Annotated in this window: 23 protein-coding genes; 21 read left to right on the top strand and 2 right to left on the bottom strand. The window is 48.9% G+C overall.

The genetic code is table 11. The annotated features are described in order from the left end of the window. Nucleotides 1-11 precede the first annotated feature (11 nt). The 7 genes from ACLD72_RS05170 to ACLD72_RS05140 all read left to right on the top strand — a co-directional run bounded on the left by ACLD72_RS05170 (nucleotide 12) and on the right by ACLD72_RS05140 (nucleotide 4,427). Nucleotides 12-344, top strand: a complete 333-nt coding sequence (locus tag ACLD72_RS05170; protein WP_410996396.1) for an MmcQ/YjbR family DNA-binding protein — start codon at nucleotides 12-14, stop codon at nucleotides 342-344. A 16-nt stretch (nucleotides 345-360) separates the two neighbouring features. Then, on the top strand, nucleotides 361-1,305 hold the full coding sequence (locus ACLD72_RS05165; protein WP_410996394.1) for a WG repeat-containing protein: 945 nt from the start codon (nucleotides 361-363) through the stop codon (nucleotides 1,303-1,305). Between the two features lie 28 nt (nucleotides 1,306-1,333). Next, the gene (locus ACLD72_RS05160; RefSeq protein ID WP_410996392.1) at nucleotides 1,334-1,984 is read left to right on the top strand and encodes a hypothetical protein; all 651 of its coding nucleotides are present in this window, start codon (nucleotides 1,334-1,336) and stop codon (nucleotides 1,982-1,984) included. 136 nt (nucleotides 1,985-2,120) lie between these two features. Then, nucleotides 2,121-2,300, top strand: coding sequence for a hypothetical protein (locus ACLD72_RS05155; RefSeq protein ID WP_458475591.1), 180 nt, complete (start codon nucleotides 2,121-2,123; stop codon nucleotides 2,298-2,300). 4 nt (nucleotides 2,301-2,304) lie between these two features. Further along, entirely contained in the window at nucleotides 2,305-3,279 is a 975-nt protein-coding gene (locus ACLD72_RS05150) for a hypothetical protein (protein ID WP_410996390.1), read from the top strand. Nucleotides 3,280-3,321: 42 nt separating this feature from the next. Beyond that, a complete protein-coding gene (locus tag ACLD72_RS05145; protein ID WP_410996388.1) occupies nucleotides 3,322-3,771 on the top strand; it encodes a DUF6630 family protein in 450 nt (149 codons plus the stop codon). A 422-nt stretch (nucleotides 3,772-4,193) separates the two neighbouring features. Beyond that, complete coding sequence (locus ACLD72_RS05140; RefSeq protein ID WP_458475590.1) at nucleotides 4,194-4,427, top strand: suppressor of fused domain protein; 234 nt, start codon at nucleotides 4,194-4,196, stop codon at nucleotides 4,425-4,427. Between the two features lie 142 nt (nucleotides 4,428-4,569). On the opposite strand, the gene ACLD72_RS05135 is transcribed toward ACLD72_RS05140, so the two are convergent. Then, nucleotides 4,570-5,568, bottom strand: a complete 999-nt coding sequence (locus ACLD72_RS05135) for a UDP-N-acetylmuramate dehydrogenase (protein WP_410996537.1) — start codon at nucleotides 5,566-5,568, stop codon at nucleotides 4,570-4,572. Between the two features lie 125 nt (nucleotides 5,569-5,693). Continuing rightward, a complete protein-coding gene (locus ACLD72_RS05130) occupies nucleotides 5,694-5,846 on the bottom strand; it encodes a hypothetical protein (protein ID WP_410996383.1) in 153 nt (50 codons plus the stop codon). Nucleotides 5,847-6,739: 893 nt separating this feature from the next. Here ACLD72_RS05130 and ACLD72_RS05125 point away from each other — a divergent pair. The 14 genes from ACLD72_RS05125 (at nucleotide 6,740) to ACLD72_RS05060 (ending at nucleotide 19,421) form a co-directional block, all read left to right on the top strand. Further along, nucleotides 6,740-8,836 carry a BglG family transcription antiterminator gene (locus tag ACLD72_RS05125; RefSeq protein WP_410996381.1) on the top strand — a complete coding sequence of 699 codons (2,097 nt, stop codon included), beginning with the start codon at nucleotides 6,740-6,742 and terminating at the stop codon, nucleotides 8,834-8,836. Between the two features lie 28 nt (nucleotides 8,837-8,864). Then, entirely contained in the window at nucleotides 8,865-9,296 is a 432-nt protein-coding gene (locus tag ACLD72_RS05120; RefSeq protein ID WP_410996379.1) for a PTS sugar transporter subunit IIA, read from the top strand. Between the two features lie 46 nt (nucleotides 9,297-9,342). Then, the gene (locus tag ACLD72_RS05115; RefSeq protein WP_410996377.1) at nucleotides 9,343-9,606 is read left to right on the top strand and encodes a PTS sugar transporter subunit IIB; all 264 of its coding nucleotides are present in this window, start codon (nucleotides 9,343-9,345) and stop codon (nucleotides 9,604-9,606) included. Between the two features lie 83 nt (nucleotides 9,607-9,689). After that, the gene (locus ACLD72_RS05110) at nucleotides 9,690-10,988 is read left to right on the top strand and encodes a PTS ascorbate transporter subunit IIC (RefSeq protein WP_410996375.1); all 1,299 of its coding nucleotides are present in this window, start codon (nucleotides 9,690-9,692) and stop codon (nucleotides 10,986-10,988) included. 31 nt (nucleotides 10,989-11,019) lie between these two features. After that, nucleotides 11,020-12,012, top strand: coding sequence for a phosphotriesterase (locus ACLD72_RS05105; RefSeq protein ID WP_410996373.1), 993 nt, complete (start codon nucleotides 11,020-11,022; stop codon nucleotides 12,010-12,012). A gap of 13 nt (nucleotides 12,013-12,025) precedes the next feature. After that, nucleotides 12,026-12,772, top strand: a complete 747-nt coding sequence (locus tag ACLD72_RS05100; protein ID WP_410996371.1) for a creatininase family protein — start codon at nucleotides 12,026-12,028, stop codon at nucleotides 12,770-12,772. A 6-nt stretch (nucleotides 12,773-12,778) separates the two neighbouring features. Further along, nucleotides 12,779-13,513 (top strand): SIS domain-containing protein, encoded by a 735-nt coding sequence (locus tag ACLD72_RS05095; protein WP_410996370.1) that lies wholly within the window; start codon nucleotides 12,779-12,781, stop codon nucleotides 13,511-13,513. A gap of 329 nt (nucleotides 13,514-13,842) precedes the next feature. After that, a complete protein-coding gene (locus ACLD72_RS05090) occupies nucleotides 13,843-14,739 on the top strand; it encodes a class I SAM-dependent methyltransferase (protein WP_410996368.1) in 897 nt (298 codons plus the stop codon). Next, nucleotides 14,693-15,358: a class I SAM-dependent DNA methyltransferase gene (locus ACLD72_RS05085; protein WP_410996367.1), complete on the top strand. Its 666-nt coding sequence runs from the start codon at nucleotides 14,693-14,695 to the stop codon at nucleotides 15,356-15,358. Before ACLD72_RS05090 ends, ACLD72_RS05085 begins: the two co-directional genes overlap by 47 nt. Nucleotide 15,359: 1 nt before the next feature. Continuing rightward, the gene (locus tag ACLD72_RS05080) at nucleotides 15,360-15,599 is read left to right on the top strand and encodes a hypothetical protein (RefSeq protein ID WP_410996365.1); all 240 of its coding nucleotides are present in this window, start codon (nucleotides 15,360-15,362) and stop codon (nucleotides 15,597-15,599) included. Next, nucleotides 15,592-15,900 carry a pyrophosphohydrolase domain-containing protein gene (locus ACLD72_RS05075; protein WP_410996363.1) on the top strand — a complete coding sequence of 103 codons (309 nt, stop codon included), beginning with the start codon at nucleotides 15,592-15,594 and terminating at the stop codon, nucleotides 15,898-15,900. Before ACLD72_RS05080 ends, ACLD72_RS05075 begins: the two co-directional genes overlap by 8 nt. Before the next feature lie 8 nt (nucleotides 15,901-15,908). Further along, a complete protein-coding gene (locus ACLD72_RS05070; RefSeq protein ID WP_410996361.1) occupies nucleotides 15,909-16,460 on the top strand; it encodes a TIGR00725 family protein in 552 nt (183 codons plus the stop codon). 50 nt (nucleotides 16,461-16,510) lie between these two features. Then, nucleotides 16,511-17,719, top strand: a complete 1,209-nt coding sequence (locus ACLD72_RS05065; protein WP_458475589.1) for a hypothetical protein — start codon at nucleotides 16,511-16,513, stop codon at nucleotides 17,717-17,719. A 19-nt stretch (nucleotides 17,720-17,738) separates the two neighbouring features. After that, complete coding sequence (locus ACLD72_RS05060; RefSeq protein ID WP_410996357.1) at nucleotides 17,739-19,421, top strand: glycosyltransferase family A protein; 1,683 nt, start codon at nucleotides 17,739-17,741, stop codon at nucleotides 19,419-19,421. Nucleotides 19,422-19,435: the final 14 nt, after the last annotated feature.

Here is a 19,435-nt window from a genome sequence, read left to right as displayed (position 1 = left end):
TGAGGCAAGCTATGAAAAATAGACAAGAAGCCATTGATTACTGCTTGAGTTTGGGCCATGCATATAAAGATGCTCCTTTTCGTGATAAGAATTGGACCGTAGTGCGGCACACGAAAAGCAATAGAGTGTTTGCGTGGATCTTTGAAAAAGAAGGCCATATCTGGATCAATGTAAAGTGTGAACCAGGGGCCTTGGAATTCTGGCGCCAGGCATACACTTCGGTAGTCCCAGCTTTTCATCTGAATAAAGACCATTGGAATTCCATCATTCTTGACGGTACCGTTCCGGAGGAAGAAGTACACGAAATGATAAGCCAGAGCTATGTGTTGACTAAAAAGAAATAAACACGGAGGAGACCGGATGGAGGAGCAACCATTATTTAGAATCCTTGTAGATGGAAAATACGGCTTCATTAACAATACAGGAGAATTCGTGATTCCTCCTATATATAAGATGGCAAGTGATTTCAGTGAGGGATTTGCTTACGTTTGGAGTTTTCATAATAAAAAGGGTTATATCAATTCGAAAAATGAAATGGTGATAGAACTAACGGGAGATCATGGTTATGAAGGGAATTTTGAGCATGGACTTGCCATTGTAGGTACAAATGGTAGATACGGTTGTATAAACAAAACCGGGCAGTATGTAGTGGAACCGATCTTTGACCGTATCGTTGGCGTTAATCCCAACAGGACATTTTCAGCTTTAATTAATGGAACAGCGGGACTATATGATTTGCAAAGTAATGCAATTATTGAGCCTGGTTATTATGATTTTATAGATGCCTTTTCGGATGGATTAGCTTTTGTATCTGTAGAAGGTAAAGATGGATATATGGATGAAACCGGAAATGTGGTGATTACTCCTCAGTTCTTGTCAGTTTCCCCGTTTTCCGAAGGCTTGGCCGGTGTCTCGATCGATGGGGACAAATACGGGTTCATCAATAAGCTCGGGGAATTCGTAATCCCGCCCCAATACTACCAGGTTAAAGATTTTAGTGAAGGTCTGGCGGGGTTTCGCTTGAAGACAGGAGGGAAGTGGGGGTACTTGAACAGCTTGGGAGAAAAAGTGATCAAACCCAAATTTCAAACCGTGTGGGCATTCGTCGACGGAATGGCTCCAGTTGAAAATAAAGATAGGTACGGTTATATCGATAAAAAAGGGCGATATGTTTTGAAAAATGTGTTTAATACAGCACACGAATTGAAAAGTGGACTCGGTTTAGTCACTTATGATGGCGAGTGGGGTTACATTGATCGTCATGGTCAATGGGTTTATAAACCTAGCAAATTTGACCTTTGGTGATAAATTGAAATAGAAAGGTTATGCCTCCATGATAATTACGCTGGATATAAGTAATGAAGAATTCGACGGGATTGTAGCGGATGATGGAGAATTTTCACCGGTGATTTTCCTGAACTTTCCGAGCGATCTAAGAGGGATCTATGAATTCGAACTAATGAACACCGTGATCAATATTTATGATTTTAAGGATCAACTGCAGAGCCTGGGGATTGGTACTGAGGAGGATTCACTTTTTGTTTATGGAAAAATAAACGTTCGAATCGAAGGCGTCAAGGGCGCAGACTTCAAGCTTGTTGAAGGTGACTTCCACATAGGGCGCAGACGGTATCATAGCTGGCCATATACCATTGATGAAGGTGATGTTATATGTAAATGTGGGGGGAGGTTATCCTTCCTTGAGGATTGCTACGCATCGATCATGATCGTTACGGAGAGCAGGCCTAAAATCACATTAACATTTAACCTTGAAGAAACGGTTCCCTTTGACTTTATGAAAAGCAGCAGTATTGAGCTGGCTCACACCTTAAAAGCAGGGCATACATATACAAATTCTCCGGGGAAAATGTTTAATCACAGCTTTTTTCGTGAGCATTTCGGATCGGGAAGAAAAGCGATTAAAAGTGAGGCAAGGGCCATAGATGTCAGCGAAAAGTCATGTTTGAATCGGAGGTTATTATGATCAACCCGCAATCCTTAGCAAGTTTCCAACTTTATTCCGCGGTTGAGGACAAGGATATAAACAAGGTCGAAGCGGAAATGGGTTTGAAAGAAACCAAATCTACGAGGTCTCGGAGTACGCGCCGGGTTATTTAGCTGTGGGCAGTAATGGCGGCGGCAAGTTTTACCTGATGGTGGCGAATGAGAGCTCCACGGAACTTTGGCAAGTCGGCACCGGAGTCATGGACCCAGCGTTTGCTTCTTTGGTGAGTGAGGATTTTATAACATGGGTTAACGCAGGGGCCAAAGATATGGATTTGTTGGAAGAAGGAGACTAGTCGAATGCTCAACCCGAAAAAACTCAATATAGCGTACAAAAGATACAGTAAAAATTTTGTGAATGGGATTAAGTTTGAAGATGTCAAAGAGGATTATGAAGAGGATAAAAGCGAAGTCGTTGATATAGTAGAATCAAATAATACAGAAAAAGATCATATATTGCTGATCGATTTAGACTCCATATCTTCCTATTACCTGTCCCAATGGAAAAACGAGGTATTGATTACCGGCGGGAAGCGGCCCGATGGATTAAAGCACATGCAAATGGTCGTTTTCTATCAATGCATGGCGCAGGATCTTTATAAGGTCCGGTATCCAAAGATGATGACGGAGTATACGTTTAGAGAAGTTATCGTCGCGTTAATTCATTTTACGATGTTTGGGTGGGAGAAAGAAGAAAGTATACTCTTTGATTTTATAGTAGACCACCTGGGCGGGAACATTCTGAACGCTGATGATCCGAACAAACACGTGTGGTTTCTGATAGAGTTGTATTTACAATATAGAAAAAAGACCATCGCGGGAAACGATCAAAACGTACATATCGTTGTGAAACAAAAGTTGAAGGAGGCCGGACTGCCTCACGGCTCGATACCGGATGATCTGGAGGTGTATCGGCACGTATTGGATCGATGGTCGACGTCTGATCCAACAGAGATCACCCAATTGATCGGCAGCATGTCATTATTTCATTCGGTGCAGGCTTCTGAAATAGGGAATTTTCATGAGTTTGGCGATTATCGATACGGATTTTATCCCTATGAAATTTTGTTCCTGATTCATGTGCGGAGAATGCAGGGCTTGCCGGTTCCCGAGCACTTTGAAGATTTTTTAATGAACAACCCGGAAGCCAAAATGGAGATCAGCAACCCCGAACCGTACCCGGAGTGGGACCCGATGCTGCGTCTGATCGATCATTTCTACCGGAAGAACTACCCCGAGTATATCCCTAACCAACATGAAGAGTTGTTTCGATGATAATAGTAATCATCCTACATAACCCACCAGGAGGACTTTAAAATGTCAGAAAAAACGCTCATCCCGCTTATTTTCGAAGAAGATCAAGACTTGTTAAATAACCCCGATATACTAGACAAGTACTCGGACTTAGTAGATTACGGATTTGCTACGAAGCGATTTCTCTATCTCGATCATCGAGGTGAAGAGAATCAAGAGATTGTGAACTATATTTTGGATTATGAATTCGCTCATAACCTTGAATTGGCTTCCGAAGAGGAACTCGAGGAGTTGGGGGAGTTTGAGTATGAATATGTGCCGGAAAAGATCAAAGAAGTGAATAAGCTTATTTCGCCTAAAGGCTACGGCTTATTCTATTATCCTACCGGCGGCGATTTCTGCGCCCTGTTCATCGCCAAACTGGAGTATAAATCCAAATTGCTGGAAGTTGAAATTGTGGATGATGAATGGACGCCTATCCAGGAAAGATATATTCAGTATTATGAACATTAAAAAATATATACATAAAATAAAGGCTCAAGACCAAAATCAGTGCTTGACAAAATAAAAGATGACGGAGATAGAGGGGTGTTGTCTCTCCAAATCACTTTGCACGATTATCCCTCTGGTTCAGGAAGCCAAGTCACCCGATCAAACGGGATAATCGTGCAAAGCCCCCGGATAACGAGTCTCGCTTCAGGCCACGGTCTGTTGCCGGCTTGAACCAAAATAAAAGAACAACTCGCAAAAAATCCTGATAGCATTCTTATCCCCGACCTGAGATTGAGCGAGGAATGTGGTAAAATGATGAACCCTGCACAATTGAGTTTAGCTGAAATGGAGAGCATCCATAACCATATTACGAAAAATATCGGCGCTCCCAAGCTTGTGAACCATGAAGTGACTTCCAGAATTGTACATATCGATATTTTTTGGTGCCTGCAAATAACGCAAGGAGTTACCACACGTTAATTACTTCAGGGATGAGCGCGTTACCAGCAAATACGGCTGACGAGGAGGAGGCGTGGAAATATACCGAGCTGCTTATGTACTTACCGTCAACTTGGGATTTCTATTTAATACACAAGGTTTTGAGCAGGAGCTTTGCAGCCTCATCATCGCTTCCGGCGAAAAAAACGACCCCGAGCCACTACGCGAGTTCATTATGAACTGCATAGGGCTGGTTCACTCGGTATATACGGGGGGATGCTGGATCATGATTGGGAAGATGAATTAGAGCTGGAAACTAAAGAAGCGGCGGAGCGTCATTTCGGACTGCTGTTTAATTTTTGAAAAGTTTATCTAACGTTGCTATACAATCACCACTTCCGGCTCAGGGACAAAATCGTAGTGTGTATAAATTTCCTCCTGCACCAGTTTTATGAGGTCCAATACATCCTGTGCCTTCGCGCCTCCGCGGTTTTGAATGACGTTGCCGTGGGTGGGGGAAATGACCGCTTTGCCGCGCTCCGTTCCTTTGAGGCCCAGGCTTTCCACAAGTTTGCCGATCGGCTGCCCGATGGTGTAGTTGTTTTTGAAGACCGAACCGCAGGATGGAAAAGAGAAGTGATGTTTTCCCGTCCGATCCGCGATGATTCCTTTTAACGCGGCTGAAGCCGCGGCGGAAGGGTTCGGTTTCTGTTCAAATTGCCGGATAAAATAAGCCGAGAAATCCGCCAGACTTGAAATGCTCAGCGACGGTGCGGCCAACTGCTTGCGGCAGGCGGCGATGGCATCAGGAGCGATCGGGCGGGAGGTTATTAAATCGGCTCCGACAATCACCCAGGGATGACGCTGAAAAATCGATTTTTTGTAGGCAAACTCGCAGCTTTTCCCCGCAATCGCTTGAATGCCCAGGCCGATCGCCGTTAGATCGATGTAGTACACCGTATCCAGGACATCGCAAATCTGGCGGTCAAAATACTTGGCGTTCATGTAGATTCCGCCTCCCAGCGTGCCGGGCAACAAAAAGGTAAACTCGAAATCCGGAAGCCCCGCATATAGTCCAAGCAGTGCCAGCAGCGACATCGGCGTACCGGCGGAGACATACAGCCGTCCTCCTCTTGTATAGAAATCCACCTGCTCCCGCAGGGAAATAAATAACATTTCTTTGCTTGGCTGGTCCGGGAAGAGCAGATTGGAACCCATGCCGAACAGAAACGGCAACAAGCCGCTGGCCGAAGCTTGCTCTAAAGCGGTCAGCACTTCTTCGGCCGTCTTCGGAGCGGCCAACCAGCGGGCGTCACCGCCGATATGATAAGTCGAGAAGGAAGCCAAATTTATATTTGAAACGAACAGTTCTGATTTCATTTGCACGTGAAGATTTCTCCTTTGGGTCAACAATAAAAGATCGCATACCATTATATTACGACCCGCCGCAGGATTGAAGCATTTTACGAGAAATTTTCCGCTACCTAAGCCGTCTTATGGCTGCTCTAATGAAACAAGTCGCCAGGAGGAGTACGTTTCGTCTCCGCCAGATCCCGGATGTCCTTGTCCTGCTCCGGTGTGAAGATCGGAACAAGCAGCACGATGCCGATATTCGCCAAAAAAACCTCCGTATTGCCTACCGTATTATGACGAAGCATCAGGTCAGCCCCGTATTGCCCGCGGTCAGCACGAAATACCCGTTAATTTCAAAATAATCCTTCAGCAGTTCGACGATATCCGCTTCATCATCAACGATCAACAATGTATGGCTCATCTTGTCCACCTCGCACCTCTAAGCATACCATCAACCATATCATCGAACGATCAACTTTTTATCTATAGTAGTTAACTATTTGATTACGTGATAGGGCAGCCGTGAGTATGAAGGGGGAGCAGACGGCCAGCGTTTTTTGTGGAGGTTCCGGGAATAGCGGTAAAAAAGGTCCTTATTTTCGCTCAAAAAGGGAGTGCAACAGAAATAGAGGGATTGGCTGAAATGCACAACAAGCGGCCGATATTCCAGGCTCAATATTCTACCCATTTGCCTAGCTCTCGCCTTTCTTTAGTTCAACTTATGTTACTAGCCCGCTCACCGTATAATTTTGCAAACAATTAGGGGACAATAATTGCGCTGTTTAATACCAAACGCCTTGCGTATAATGATCTGCAAAGAGAGAGACTTTCTATAGCTAGGGTGGACTACCTCTATAATTGTGAGGTTCAAAAAGTCAGGTTTTCAGCACCGAGAAGGTTGGATGAAGCTAGGGACGAAAGGAGAGGAGCGTACGTTTTGGGTACGTGAGCAACGGAAGGCCCGGCTGAATTCAAGATTCGATGTCGAGTCCACTGCATGACCTGCTTCGTGATAAGAAAAATATTTATCGATGTACCTTCTCGGAAGCCAGACCGCCTATAGCGGTAATTTATTCTTGCGATATAAGGAAGCCGACACTTAGATGTTACTTCTTTCTTATATCTTCAAAAGATGACTTTTTGAACTACCACTTAGGAAAGCGGGTGGTGAAGCATACTTGACGAACGCAGTTCTTCGATGCTTGCCTTGCTTCAGAAGACCAAAGCGTATGTGCCGGTTCAAGAATTGATGGATAAATTCCATGTCTCCAAGCGCACCGTTTATTACGATATGGATAAAATCAATGACTGGCTGCGCGAAAGCGGCCTGGCCCCCGTCGAATACGTTCGCGGGACGGGGTTTCTGCTCCCCGACACATCGCGGACGCAGCTTCCGGCCAAAGCGCAAACCGTGCAGCCGCAGCAATACTATTTGTCCCGCAGTGAACGCAAAGCATTGCTTTGTTTGCAGCTGATTTACCGGAGCGGGCCGATGTTTCTGTACGATATGGAAGAATTGCTGAAGGTCAGCCGGGGCACCGCCCACGCCGAACTGAAGCGATTAAAAGACGAGCTTGCCGGATACGGGCTGACCCTCGAATTTGACCGCAAGCTGGGCTATTTTATCCAAGGAAATGAAAAGGACCTGCGAGCCGCTCTGTCTCATTTTCTGTTTGAACTGCTTCCGTATGGCGACTGGAATAACTTCTCCGCGACCATTGACGGTTTGATCCACGCGGACCTGTTCAAAAGACATTTCCCGGCTTTCCGCGAAGAGCAGATGGCTTCCGTATACGACACGATCGTTTCCGGCGAGCAATTGATCGGCATGGAGCTGACGGATGAGACAATCCTGCACCTGACGGTTCGGCTCTGGCTTTCCGCCACCCGGCTCACGCAAGGCAACGCGGTCAAGATGGACAAAGAGGAAAAAGCAGCCTTGCAGGAAACGCTTCAATACAAAGCTGCTGCGCAAATTGCCGAAAAGCTGGGGGAGCTCTTCCGCATCGACATTCCCGAAGATGAAATCTGCTACATTACCGTGTACCTGCTTGCCGCCAAGGTGAACCGGGTGGAGGTGGAGTCCGACACGCTGGAGGCCAAACGGCTGCGCCAGGCGACAGAGGAGATGATCGGCCTTTTCGAAAAAAACGGCTGCGTATACTTCCAGGACCGGGAAGCGCTCCAGAAACAATTGTTTCTTCATGTCAAAGCGGTTTTTTACCGGACCAAATACGGCCTCAGTATCGAGAATCCGCTGACGGGCACGATGATGAAAGAATACCGGGAAGTGTACGAATTAACCAAAAGGTCGATTCAGCCGCTGGAAAAAGTGTTCGAGAAACCGCTCAATCAACACGAGATAGCTTACTTGTCGATGCACTTTGGCGGTTGGCTGCGGCGTGAGCAGGTGGAGCCTGTTCCGCGGAAAAGGGCGGCGGTCGTTTGCGTCAATGGGGTTTCGGCCTCGCGGATGCTGAAGAACCAGTTGGAGCAATTGTTCCCCTCGATCGACCTAACAGACGTTCTTTCACTTCGCGAATACGAGAAGTTCAAAGGCAAGGTTGATTTGCTGTTTTCCACCGTGCCGCTTCCCGAAAGCGGGGTTCCGGTGTTTATCTTGAACGCGATTATGAGCGATGCGGAAAAGGCGCATTTGCTGGGGCAAGTTGCCCCTTACCTTGAGCACAGAGCCGGGCAGCAGCCGGGGCTTTCCGCGCAAGCGATCGTTGAACTGGTTGGCAAACACGCAAAGATTACCGATAAGGAAGCCTTGCTTGAGGATATACAACGTTATTTGACGGCGGCCAAAGGACCGCCGGCGCCGAAAGAATTCAAGCCGGCGCTGGGCGAGCTTTTGACTCCTTCGCGGATCACGATCCGGGAAGAAATTTCCCACTGGCGCCTGGCGATCCGGGTGGCGGCGAAGCCTTTGCTGCAGGACGGCTCCATCTCCGACAGGTACGTGCAGGCCATGATTGATAAGGTGAATCAATACGGCCCTTATATCGTCGCCGCGCCCGGTGTGGCCATCGCCCACGCCAGGCCGGAGGACGGAGCCGCCAAGGCTTCCATGGCGTTGCTGACCATCCGCAAGGGGGTGGCGTTCAGCAGCCAGGCCAGGCATCTCGTAAACCTGCTGATCGTCGTTGTCGGGACGGATGGGGAATCCCATCTGAAGGCACTTTCGCAGCTTGTAAACCTGCTCGTTGATGAACAAAACAGGCAGGTATTAGGGAATACTGATAAAAAAGCGGAAATCAACCGCATGATTTTACAATATTCCGCGACTTGATGGATAACCTAAGGAGGAGTTTTTGAACATGCATTTTATGGAAAAGAGCCTCATATCGCTTGATATCGAGGCAGAGGATGCGGAGCAAGCGATCCGCGCGGCCGGACAACTGCTGGTTGACAGCGGCGCCGTGGACAACAGCTACGTCGAGGCCATGGTATCGGCCTACAAGAATACCGGACCGTATATTGTCATCGCGCCGCATATCGCTTTGCCGCATGCCAAGGCGGAAAACGGCGTCCGGGAAGCTTCGGTTTCCTTCGTCCGGCTGCGGCATCCGGTTGCGTTCGGGCATCCCGAGAACGATCCGGTTGAGCTTGTGTTTGCGCTCGGCTCTTCTTCCAGCTCGGACCACATTGCCTTGCTGCGCAGACTGACCACCCTGCTTAATGAAGCGGATAACGTAGATGCGCTTAAGAAGGCCAAAACCGCCGAGGAGATTGAGTCGATCATCCAATGACCGGCAGTCCGGCAGCGAGAAAAACTATATTACAGGAGGAATCGCCATGAAAATTTTATGTGTTTGCGGATTAGGACAAGGAACGAGTTTGATTTTGCGGATGAACGTGGAGTCGGTTTTAAAAGAGATGGGCGTCCAGGCGGATGTGGAGCATACGGACGTCTCCACGGCTTCCGGCATGTCGGCCGATTACATTATCACCAGCAATGAGCTGGCGCAAAGCCTGCAAGGACACGCGGCCAAAATCGTGATCGTCAACAATTACTTTGATTTGAAGGAAATTGAACAAAATTTGAAAGAGGCCATGTAAAAATGAGCCTATGCTTCCGAAACGAGTTTTGTTCAAAGCTTGTAAGGAAGTAACGCTCACAAAACTTTTAGGGGGAAGGCTAAATGAACGTTATTTTCTGGATAGCCACCAATATTTTCGGAACGCCGGCGATTCTTCTTGGCTTCATCGTGCTGATCGGTCTGCTGCTGCAGAAGAAAACGACGAGCCAGGTGATCAGCGGCACGTTTAAAGCGGTGATCGGCTTTCTGATCATTTCGGCCGGCTCCGGCGTTATCGTCGGCGCGCTGAACGTGTTTGAACCGATGTGGAAGGAAGTTTTCGGTCTGCAATCGGTCAGTCTGGGGCAATTTCTCGGCCAGGAGGCGTTTAACGCCAAATTCGGCAGCTCCGTCACCATGGCCATGCTGCTCGGTTTTCTGATTAACGTGCTGCTGGCCCGGTTCACCAGGTTCAAGTACATTTACCTGACCGGGCACATGATGTTCTGGACCGCCACCATTTTTGCGGGGATCGTCGTCCATACGGCGGGAGGGGCGGTTCCTCAATGGAAGCTTGTGCTTTTCCTGGCGATTATCCTTGGACTCTACTGGACGTTCCAGCCGGCGCTGACGCAGCCGTTTATGCGCAAAATCACCGGCAACGACAATATCGCCCTCGGCCACACCTCGGCTTCGGTCGCTTTGCTGGGCGCCTTGTTCGGCAAATGGCTCGGCAATAAAGAGAACGATTCGGAGAAAATCAAAGTGCCGAAAGGGCTTGAATTTCTGCGCGATTCCAACGTGATTACGGCGCTCAGCATGGGGGTTCTGTTCTTCGTCGGCGCAGTCATCATCTCCATGAAGGGGACGCCCGGCGCGCAGGAATTGATCGCCAAGGCGGGAGAACAAAACTTTATTATGTACTCCATCATTCAGTCGCTTACGTTTGCCGGCGGGATTGCGATCGTGCTGCTGGGGGTGCGGATGTTCATCGGGGAGCTGGTTCCGGCGTTTAATGGGATCGCAACCAAAATCGTCCCCGGCGCCAAGCCGGCCCTGGATTCTCCGGTCACCTATCCGTATGCGCCCAACGCGGTCATTCTCGGCTTTATCGGGGCGTTTGCCGGCGCGTTGATCTGGCTTATTGTGCTTGGCAATACGGTGGCCTATATTTTCGTTCCGACGATGATCGTCCTGTTCTTCCACGGTGCTACGGCGGGCGTATTCGGCAACTCAACCGGCGGGGTGCGCGGCGCGCTCATGGCTGGATTTATTACCGCCACCATCGTCGCCTGGGGCCAATTCATCATGGTTCGCTATCTGATCTCCTCGACCGTACCGGATACGGCGATGTGGGCCGCCGATTCCGATATGTTCATTCTCGGACCGATCATTCGGCTGTTGGCTGGGCTGCTGTTCTAAAGATTACACATAAATTGGGAGGAACATCACCATGACTTTCGTACGAACGCTTGACGCGGACATCGCCCCGGAACAGATGGGGTTCACCTATTCCCACGAGCATATCGTATGCCGCCCGGCCCACTGGTCGGAGCGCGGCGAGGACGATTTATTGCTGGACGATCCGGAAAAATCCAAACTCGATGTGCTTGATTTTAAAAAACACGGCGGCCAGACGATCGTCGACGCGACAGCGGTCGATTACGGCCGGGATGTACCGGCGGTCCACAATATTATGAAGGAAACCGGGGTGCGCATCATCGGCACCGCCGGCTTCAACAAAAGCTTTCTCTGGGACGCAAAGGTTAAAGACGAGCTGAAGCCAATTATCGGCAACTATGAAACCTATTACGAATGGATCGAAGCCAAAAGCATCAATGAGCTTACCGATTTTGTCATCCGCGAGGTGGAGGAAGGGCTGGAGGGTACGCCGTTCAAAGCCGGTCAAGTCAAATTCGGCACAGGCTATAACCGGATTACACCGCTGGAGGAAAAAACACTGCGCGCCGTCGCCCGCGCCCACCACGAGACCAAAGCGCCGGTCCATTCGCATACCGAGGTCGGTACGATGGGGCTGGAGCAAATCGAGCTTTTGCGCAGCGAAAATGTGAACTTAAGTTACCTTAGCCTCGGCCATATGGACCGCAATCCGGACCCGTATTACCATGAGCAAATTGCCAAAACCGGCGCGTTCCTGTCCTTTGACGGCATCGCCAAAATCAAATATGCTCCCGAAAGCACGCGGATCAGCCTGATTCTCGAGCTCGTCAAAAAAGGTTATGAGGATCAGATTCTCGTCAGTGGAGATACGGCCCGCAAAACCTATTACAAGCATTACGACTACGGGCCGGGGCTGGAATATATCATCGCCAAGTGGGTGCCGCGGTTTGTGGACGAGGCCGACCGGGCCGGCTTTGACGGGCAGCAGCTGATTCATAAATTTTTCGTGACGAATCCGGCAAGATGCTTTGCCTTTAAAAAGTAGGGAGGCGCACAGGATGATTTTTCAAGACGAAAACGCCTTCGACATCGCGGAAAAAATCAAGCGCATGCCCTGCGCCATCCTGCCGATCGGAGCGGTGGAGGCGCATGGCCCCCATCTGCCTTTGGGTACGGACAATCTGCTGGCCGAACGGCTGGCCCGCCGGCTGGCGGAGCGTACGGAAAGCTTTGTGCTTCCTACGCTTCCTTACGGCCAGGTGTGGAGCCTGCAAAATTTTCCCGGCAGCATCAATGTCTCCAACGAAGCGCTGATCCGGATGCTGTATGACATCGGGGAAAGCCTTTACCGCCAAGGCCTGCGCATTTACGTGATGCTAAACGGGCACCTCGGCAACGCGGTGGCGCTAAAGGAAGCGGCACGCTTGCTTTACAAAGATTACCCGGAGCTGAAAGTGTACTACTTCTTTTATCCCGGGTCAAAGCAGGCGATCGAGCGGGTGCGGGAAACCCCGGCTTCGCATGGTTCTTATTTTCATGCCTGCGAGCTGGAAACCTCGTATATGCTCTATTTGGCCGGCGAGTATGTGAACATGGACAAAGCGCTGAACGACATTCCGAATATCGGGATCGAGGCCGACTGCACGCCGACGCCTTGGGAGGAATTCACCTCGACGGCCGTGCTCGGCAACGCGGCGATCGCCACCAAGGAGAAGGGCGAAGCGATCATTGAAGCGACCTTAAACACGATGACGGCCATGATCGAGGGGGCCAAGCAGCGATTACAAAGCGGGAAGGAGCAGTGATTGCCGATGCTGCATACTTATTTTGACCATATCCGCCGCATTTTGCAGCAAGTCGAGGAACAGGAAGCGGAGCAAATCGGCCAGGCGGCCCGCAAGACCGCTGAAACGATTATGGACGGCGGCATTATCCATCTGTTTGGCTGCGGGCACTCGCATATTTTGACCGAGGAAGTGTTTTACCGGGCCGGCGGGCTGGTGCCGATTCACCCGATTTTCGTGGAAAAGCTGATGCTGCATGAGGGAGCGGTCCGCTCCTCCGAGCTGGAACGCCAGAACGGGCTGGCCGAGGAGTTCATGAACGGGCAGGATATCCGGCCGGGCGAGGTCATGTTTGTGCTGTCGACCTCCGGCCGCAATCCGGTTCCGGTCGACGCGGCGCAAATCGCCAAACAAAAGGGCGCGTTCACAATCGGCATCACCTCGTTGGAATATTCGCAAAGCCAGCCGTCCCGGCACGTGAGCGGCAAGCATTTGTTCAATTCCGTCGATCTCGTCATCGACAATTACTCGGCTAAGGGCGACGCCGTGCTGACCCACCCGGACTTGGCGACTCCGTTCACGCCGACGTCGACGGTGATCGGAGCGGCGATCCTCAACGGGATTTTTGCCGAGGCGGTTCGCTATATGATCGAGCGGGGCTACGAGCCGCCCGTTTATTTAAGCGGCAATATCGACGGCGCCGACGACCACAACCGGCGGCTGATTGAACGCTACCGGGACAGAATCCCGCTGCTTTCCTAAGCGGAGATACACTAGGCGCAAAATATCCTTTTACAAAAGGGCTTGTTCTACTTGATAGTGAAGTAGGCAAGCCTTTTCTTGCAGGGTTGTAACAAGGTTCGCGTTTTTTTGGTAGTTGTTGATATATATTTACAAATATGCTATATATTATTTATGACACTCCCAAAATCTACTCTATTGACCTCCCAACCGTAATTTTCAAAACTTCTACTTCTACTTGCTAAATCTACTCCCACAAACGGCATTAATGGCATCATGTTCTCGATTTAACGTCTTTCATCATCGGATTACATGTGATATGTTTCACAAATTTAGATGAGGTGACGAAAATGAGTGTGCAGAGCCTAAAGGTTGGAAACGTATTTAGTAAGGAATTGGCCAAGGAATGGGAAAAGAAAGGGATCCACATCAAGGAAGTGCAAGGTTGCGACAACCCGATGATGAAAGAGCTGGAATTCGAATTAGGCAATGGAAAGGAGATTTTGGAGATTGGGTGCGGATCGGGTAAACTGCTGGAACATATCGCTTCGCATTATGACCGCTGCCGCATCGTCGGACTTGACATCAGCAAGGATATGATCGAGGCCGCCAAGGCCAAAATAGACCGGCTGGGCAACCATAATAATATCGTTCAATACGTTGTAGGGGATATAGAGGACGGTATTTTTAGACAAGCCAGTTTTGATGTCATTATCTTAAAGCAGGTATTGCATCATTTGCATGACCCCGTTTTTGTATTAAGAAAGATCAGGGAATACCTGAAACCCGAGGGAATTATCATTTTAATGGTGCCCGGAGGTAATTATCAAAGCGAAATATTTCCCTTCGATGAGAACGGCAAAGATGTGCTGGGCCGGTTTTCGCTGGACAGTTTGGAAGAGGTCCTGATGGAAGGAGGGCTTTTTCCATACCGTATTTGGAAGGAGCGTTTTATTTTTAAATTTGCGAATTTTTACGATTATATGACGTTCATGAAAGATATAGGCGGGCTGCAAAAACTATTTGATTACAACCAGGAAAAATATTCCGAGGCCTTCGCTCTGCTGAAACTGTACGAGAAAATGTTGGTTTTTACGCGCGATTTCGACGTTTCCGGGGAATATGTCGTCGCCGCATGCCAAAGGCGGGAAGTATGGGGGAAGTACAGCTCCTTAATCGAACGGAGGGAGGATGCTTATCATGATTCGGAAGTATTACATGAGACGGGTTTACAAAGCGTTCAATAGCTGGGCGCCTCAATACGAAAATGAAGTCGTGCCCAAATTGATCAAAAGGGGCTACTCTTACCCGGAGCTGGCGGAGTTAATCACCAATACCCTTGAATTGCGGGAAGGCCGGACGGCCATAGAATTGGGGGTTGGCACCGGTGTCCTTGGTAAAGAGGTCAGGAATAGATCCAACGCCAGCTTGATCGGCGTGGACATTTCGCGTGAAATGTTAAACATCGCCGCCCAAAAGAATGTATACGATTATTTAATCAATTCTTCCGCCGAGGAAATTCATCTGGACGGGCAATGCGTTGATGCGATCTTTTCCGCTTTTATGTTTCATAGCGTCTATAACCAAAAGCAAGCTTTATGTGAAATTGGAAGATTGTTAAGCAAGAAGGGAAAAGCCGTGATTGTCGATTTGTTTCCGTCGGACCGTTCCTCTGCGATTCAGAAATTGTTCCGCGGATATTTTCATTCCATCAAATATGAATATGGGGCGCCGGCGAACTACAAATCCATTGAAAGTGTACACAAAATGCTGGAGCGTTCAGGGTTCTCCATATTGGATCATGGTCAGCTTGGAGAGGATAAAAATTATATCCACTATTATTTTTCCATCGAGAGAGGGGATTAGTATGGGAGTTAGTACAAAAAGCAAAAGCCTGTTCGAGTTGGTCGTATGCAAAAACGGCCATTCCGAAATGGAGTTTAAGGAGGCAGGACCTGAGGTTCAAGGCGGACTGCTGAAATGCAGTGTTTGCGGGAACGAATATCTGGTATTAAACAACGTTATTTTGACGAGTGAAGAACTGATGAGCGAAGCGGATAAGCAGATCCTGCGGCAGTTGAGAGAGGAGAGAGCGGACTTTGAATGATCTATTGGAAGCTGTGCGGGAACTTCATGAGCGGCATAATTTTAAAAACAATGGGGGAGAGGACCCGCTGTTTCGCATGAATTTGATCATGGAGGAAGTAGGCGAAATCTGTTCCTGCCTCACAAAACATAAGGGGAATTTAGCGGAGGAACATGCCGATTTGCTCATTTTGCTGCTTGGCAACTGCGTTGCCTTTAACATCGACATCGAAACTGAATTTCGGAAAAAGATGGACAAGCTTAAATCCTATTCGACGATTGCTGCGGACGGGCATACGAGAATTACTTCTAAAGGGGAGTAGAAGCTGGTATGGTCAAGAACATATGCGTGATCGGCAAATGGAAGGATGAAATCCCGGAAACCTTGGAGTTTGCGGAGCAAGTAGGAGAAATGATCGCCGTAAGGGGAGCGCGTCTGGTCACCGGCGGCGGGCCTGGAGTGATGGAGGCGGCATGCAAGGGAGCTAAACGCCATAACGGGTTAACGATCGGGTTTCTGGCTACGCGGGATATTGAGCAGGAAGCCAATCCTTATTTGGATATCATTATTCCCACGGGGATGGGGTACGATGTCAGAAGCTCGCTCGCCATCAGGTCCAGCGATGCCGTGATCATGGTGGGGGGAGGAAACGGAACATTGGGGGAAGCTTCGGTGGCTTACCTGGAACAGGTTCCCCTCATTGTGCTTTCGGGTACGGGCGGTTGGGCGGATAAGCTGCCTGGCTTTTTGTACGAAGGCAAATATTTTGATGAACGCAGGAATATGGAAGTTAGGTTTGCTGCTTCGACTGCGGAAGCTGTCGAATTGGCGATGACAGCGGAGCGTGTAAGGGCAAGCGAACCGGCCAAATACGCCATTTGATTTCATCATCGCGATCCATCGCGGATAAGGTTGTGATACCTGTGAAAAAAATGAAAATTTTAACGGGCGCCGGCGCTTGGGGATATGGGCCTTGTGCTACCTTGCGATTACTGCTTCGGGAAATCGGAGATTTTGCCGAAGTGGATTTTGTCGGGGAGTCCGTTGCGCTTGATTTTGCCTTACGGCATAAAACGCAATTTCATCGGGTGTTCGATAGCTATCATTCCATACAAGAAAACTATGACCTGGTGATCAGCGTGATGGAGCCTGATGTTTTGTTATGGGCTTATAAGCAGGATGTTCCCTCCGTCAGTATAGACAATTTGTATTGGATGTGGGAATGGGAAGAACCGTTGCTGCGATCTTCGGTTTCGGCGATCGACAAAGAGGAGAGCATCGGCGAGATCCGCAATAAACTCCAACATTTCGGCGGATATTTTGACTATAGCGTGATGTATACCCTTGCTCAGAAGGTGTTTTTGCAGCGGTTTGATCAGGGGCTTCCCGCTAGTCTGGAAGGTTTTGCGGACAAAATTCAGTTCGTGGATCCGATGGTGGATTTATCTTATCGGAAGGCTTTGCCGCAGAGGAACACGATTTTAATTTCATTTTCCGGCATGATCAATCCCTATGTGACCGAATTGGATTTGATCGTTTATATCCTTTTCGTTCGTTCCATTTTAAGAGAAGGGCTGGACCGATACGGAACTGGACATGAGATCATTTTCGCCGTGCATGAGTCGCTGGCCGATGCGGTAAAAAAAGTATTCCGGACGGAGAACGTTTACGCCTTGGCTCATCCGGAATTTTTGCAGCGGCTTGATGATTGTTTGCTGGCCATTGCTCCCGCAGGGATGGCGACGATGTTTGAATGTCTGGCTTACGAAGTTCCTCTCTTGGTGCTCCCAGAACAGCATGATGGCAATTATACCAACTATATGACCTTATATCGCAACGGAGTATCCGACGAGGCCGACTGGGAGGCGTTCCCCGAGCTGATGTTGTCCACCAGATTTCCGGAGGCCCGGCAATTTAAGATCGAAGATTTTTACCAGCGATACATGGACGAGCTGACTGGGGAGGCTTCGCCTTTTTTGCGTGAGCTTTCCGCGCTTGCGGGCAAAACTTTGGGCGAGATCGCCACGGCGGATGCCAGCCGGGATTTCGCCCGGGCCCAAACCGCGAAATTGTCCCATATCGTAGGTGAATTTAAAGGTGTGCAGCAGATTGCCGAAGCCATAAAAGAGCAGTTCTTTTAATTATAGAGGGGTGTTAGCCGTGAAAGTTTCTATCTACCCGCCAACAAGCCGCATGATTAATGACTTTTTTATGGACCAGCTGGAAGAAGAGGCGGAATGGACGGACTTGCCGCAATCCGATGTAGTGCTGCTGATCGTGGACCATCATACCGCAGAGGTGTTCCAACAAGATTATTGTTCCTTCTACGGCAAAAAAGTCGTCGCTTACGTCGTTGAGTTAAACTATCTAACCATCCCGCTCGTTAAATTGGCGGATTACGTTATTTACCAGGATGAACAACAGCGGCGGTTGGTTGAACTCACTATGGGGTATAAGATACCGTCCGATATTCTGCCGGTACCTCAGTTTGAGTTTTCGGAGTGCAACCTGGATCTGAGCGGGAGCCCCCATGCGGTCATTTATTCAGATTATTTGCTGGATGAAGATGTGGTCATCGAACATATGCAAAAGTTGGACTGTCCGCTAATTACATCCGAAATGAATATTCTGTTTGTCTCTCTGTCTCCGCAAAAACCAAAGGTTAGCCCCACTTCGCTGGAGTATGCGGATCTGAGCGTGATGCGGCCGGACGAACTTCCCCGCAAAGCCCGGTTTATGGTTTTGGACGATGCGTTTAAAAGCGGGGATTTGAATAGGCGGGCGAGCCGCGGGGACAAGACGGGGCTGTTCTATTCCAGCAATGGATGCTCGGGTGAGATCTTGCGTTACTTTATGGTTCGCGGGGCCAATCCTTTGATCGGGAATCCGCCTGCGATAAGTATGTTCCGGCAACGGTTAGGGCAAGTATTATACCAGGTTTCCCACATGATGAAGACGCCTGTAATTCCTGACACGCTAAACCAATTAAATGTGATTGCCGGAAAACCGCTGGTTAACCGGTTCGTCTTCTCCATTTGCTGCCGAAATCAGCGGCATAAGCTGCTGCGCTGCGTCGCTTCGATCTGCGAGCAGAACGGACGGCACGATATTGGAGTGGCGGTGATTGACGATGCTTCGGAATATGACGTCCTGGATGAAGTGGAATCTATTCTCCGGCAGCACAAAGTGGACTACTGCTTAGTTAAAAACGAGTCCAGAAAATACGCGGCCAGAAATTTTTATAACATGATCCATCTGCTGGTGCCAAACGAAGATTCATTTCTTATCGAGCTCGACGGCGACGATTACCTGTTTGACAAAAACGCGCTGAATATTTTAAGTTCTGCGGTAGAGCAAGGAGCGCTTAAAACGAGGGGCAACCTGGTGGTCGATACGGGGAACGAAATTAAACGGAACGTGTTTTTGCAAGAGAAGGAAAACTGTGATGCCGGCTATCCGCGAAACACGTCGAAATGTTCCGGGTGGTATCATTTAAGAATGACGCAAAGAGCTGTTTTAAGCCGGATAGAGATTGAACATTTTTTGGAAAAAGGAAATAATTGGCTTATTACCACCCACGATCTTTCGGTTCATTCCAGGGCGATTGAACTTACCCGCTCCCGCATTACCCTGATTGAAGCCGAAATATATGCCTATGATTTGTCCGGAGCTCAGCATGATTCGATTGTCTTGGATGAGGGCGAGGAGCCGGATTCATGGGAATACGGGACCTATCTGTTTCAGGATGATTACTTGTTTAAAATGTACATTCCTTTATTTGAAGAACCGCGGTTTGTTCCGTCCGCGCGGATTGGGGAAGGTTTGATCCAGCAAATATTTTAAGATAAGCAGCCGAA

This window comes from Paenibacillus lacisediminis, from assembly GCF_046567315.2.
Note: the sequence above shows the minus strand (reverse complement) of the source record. Positions and strands in the feature narration are given on the sequence as shown.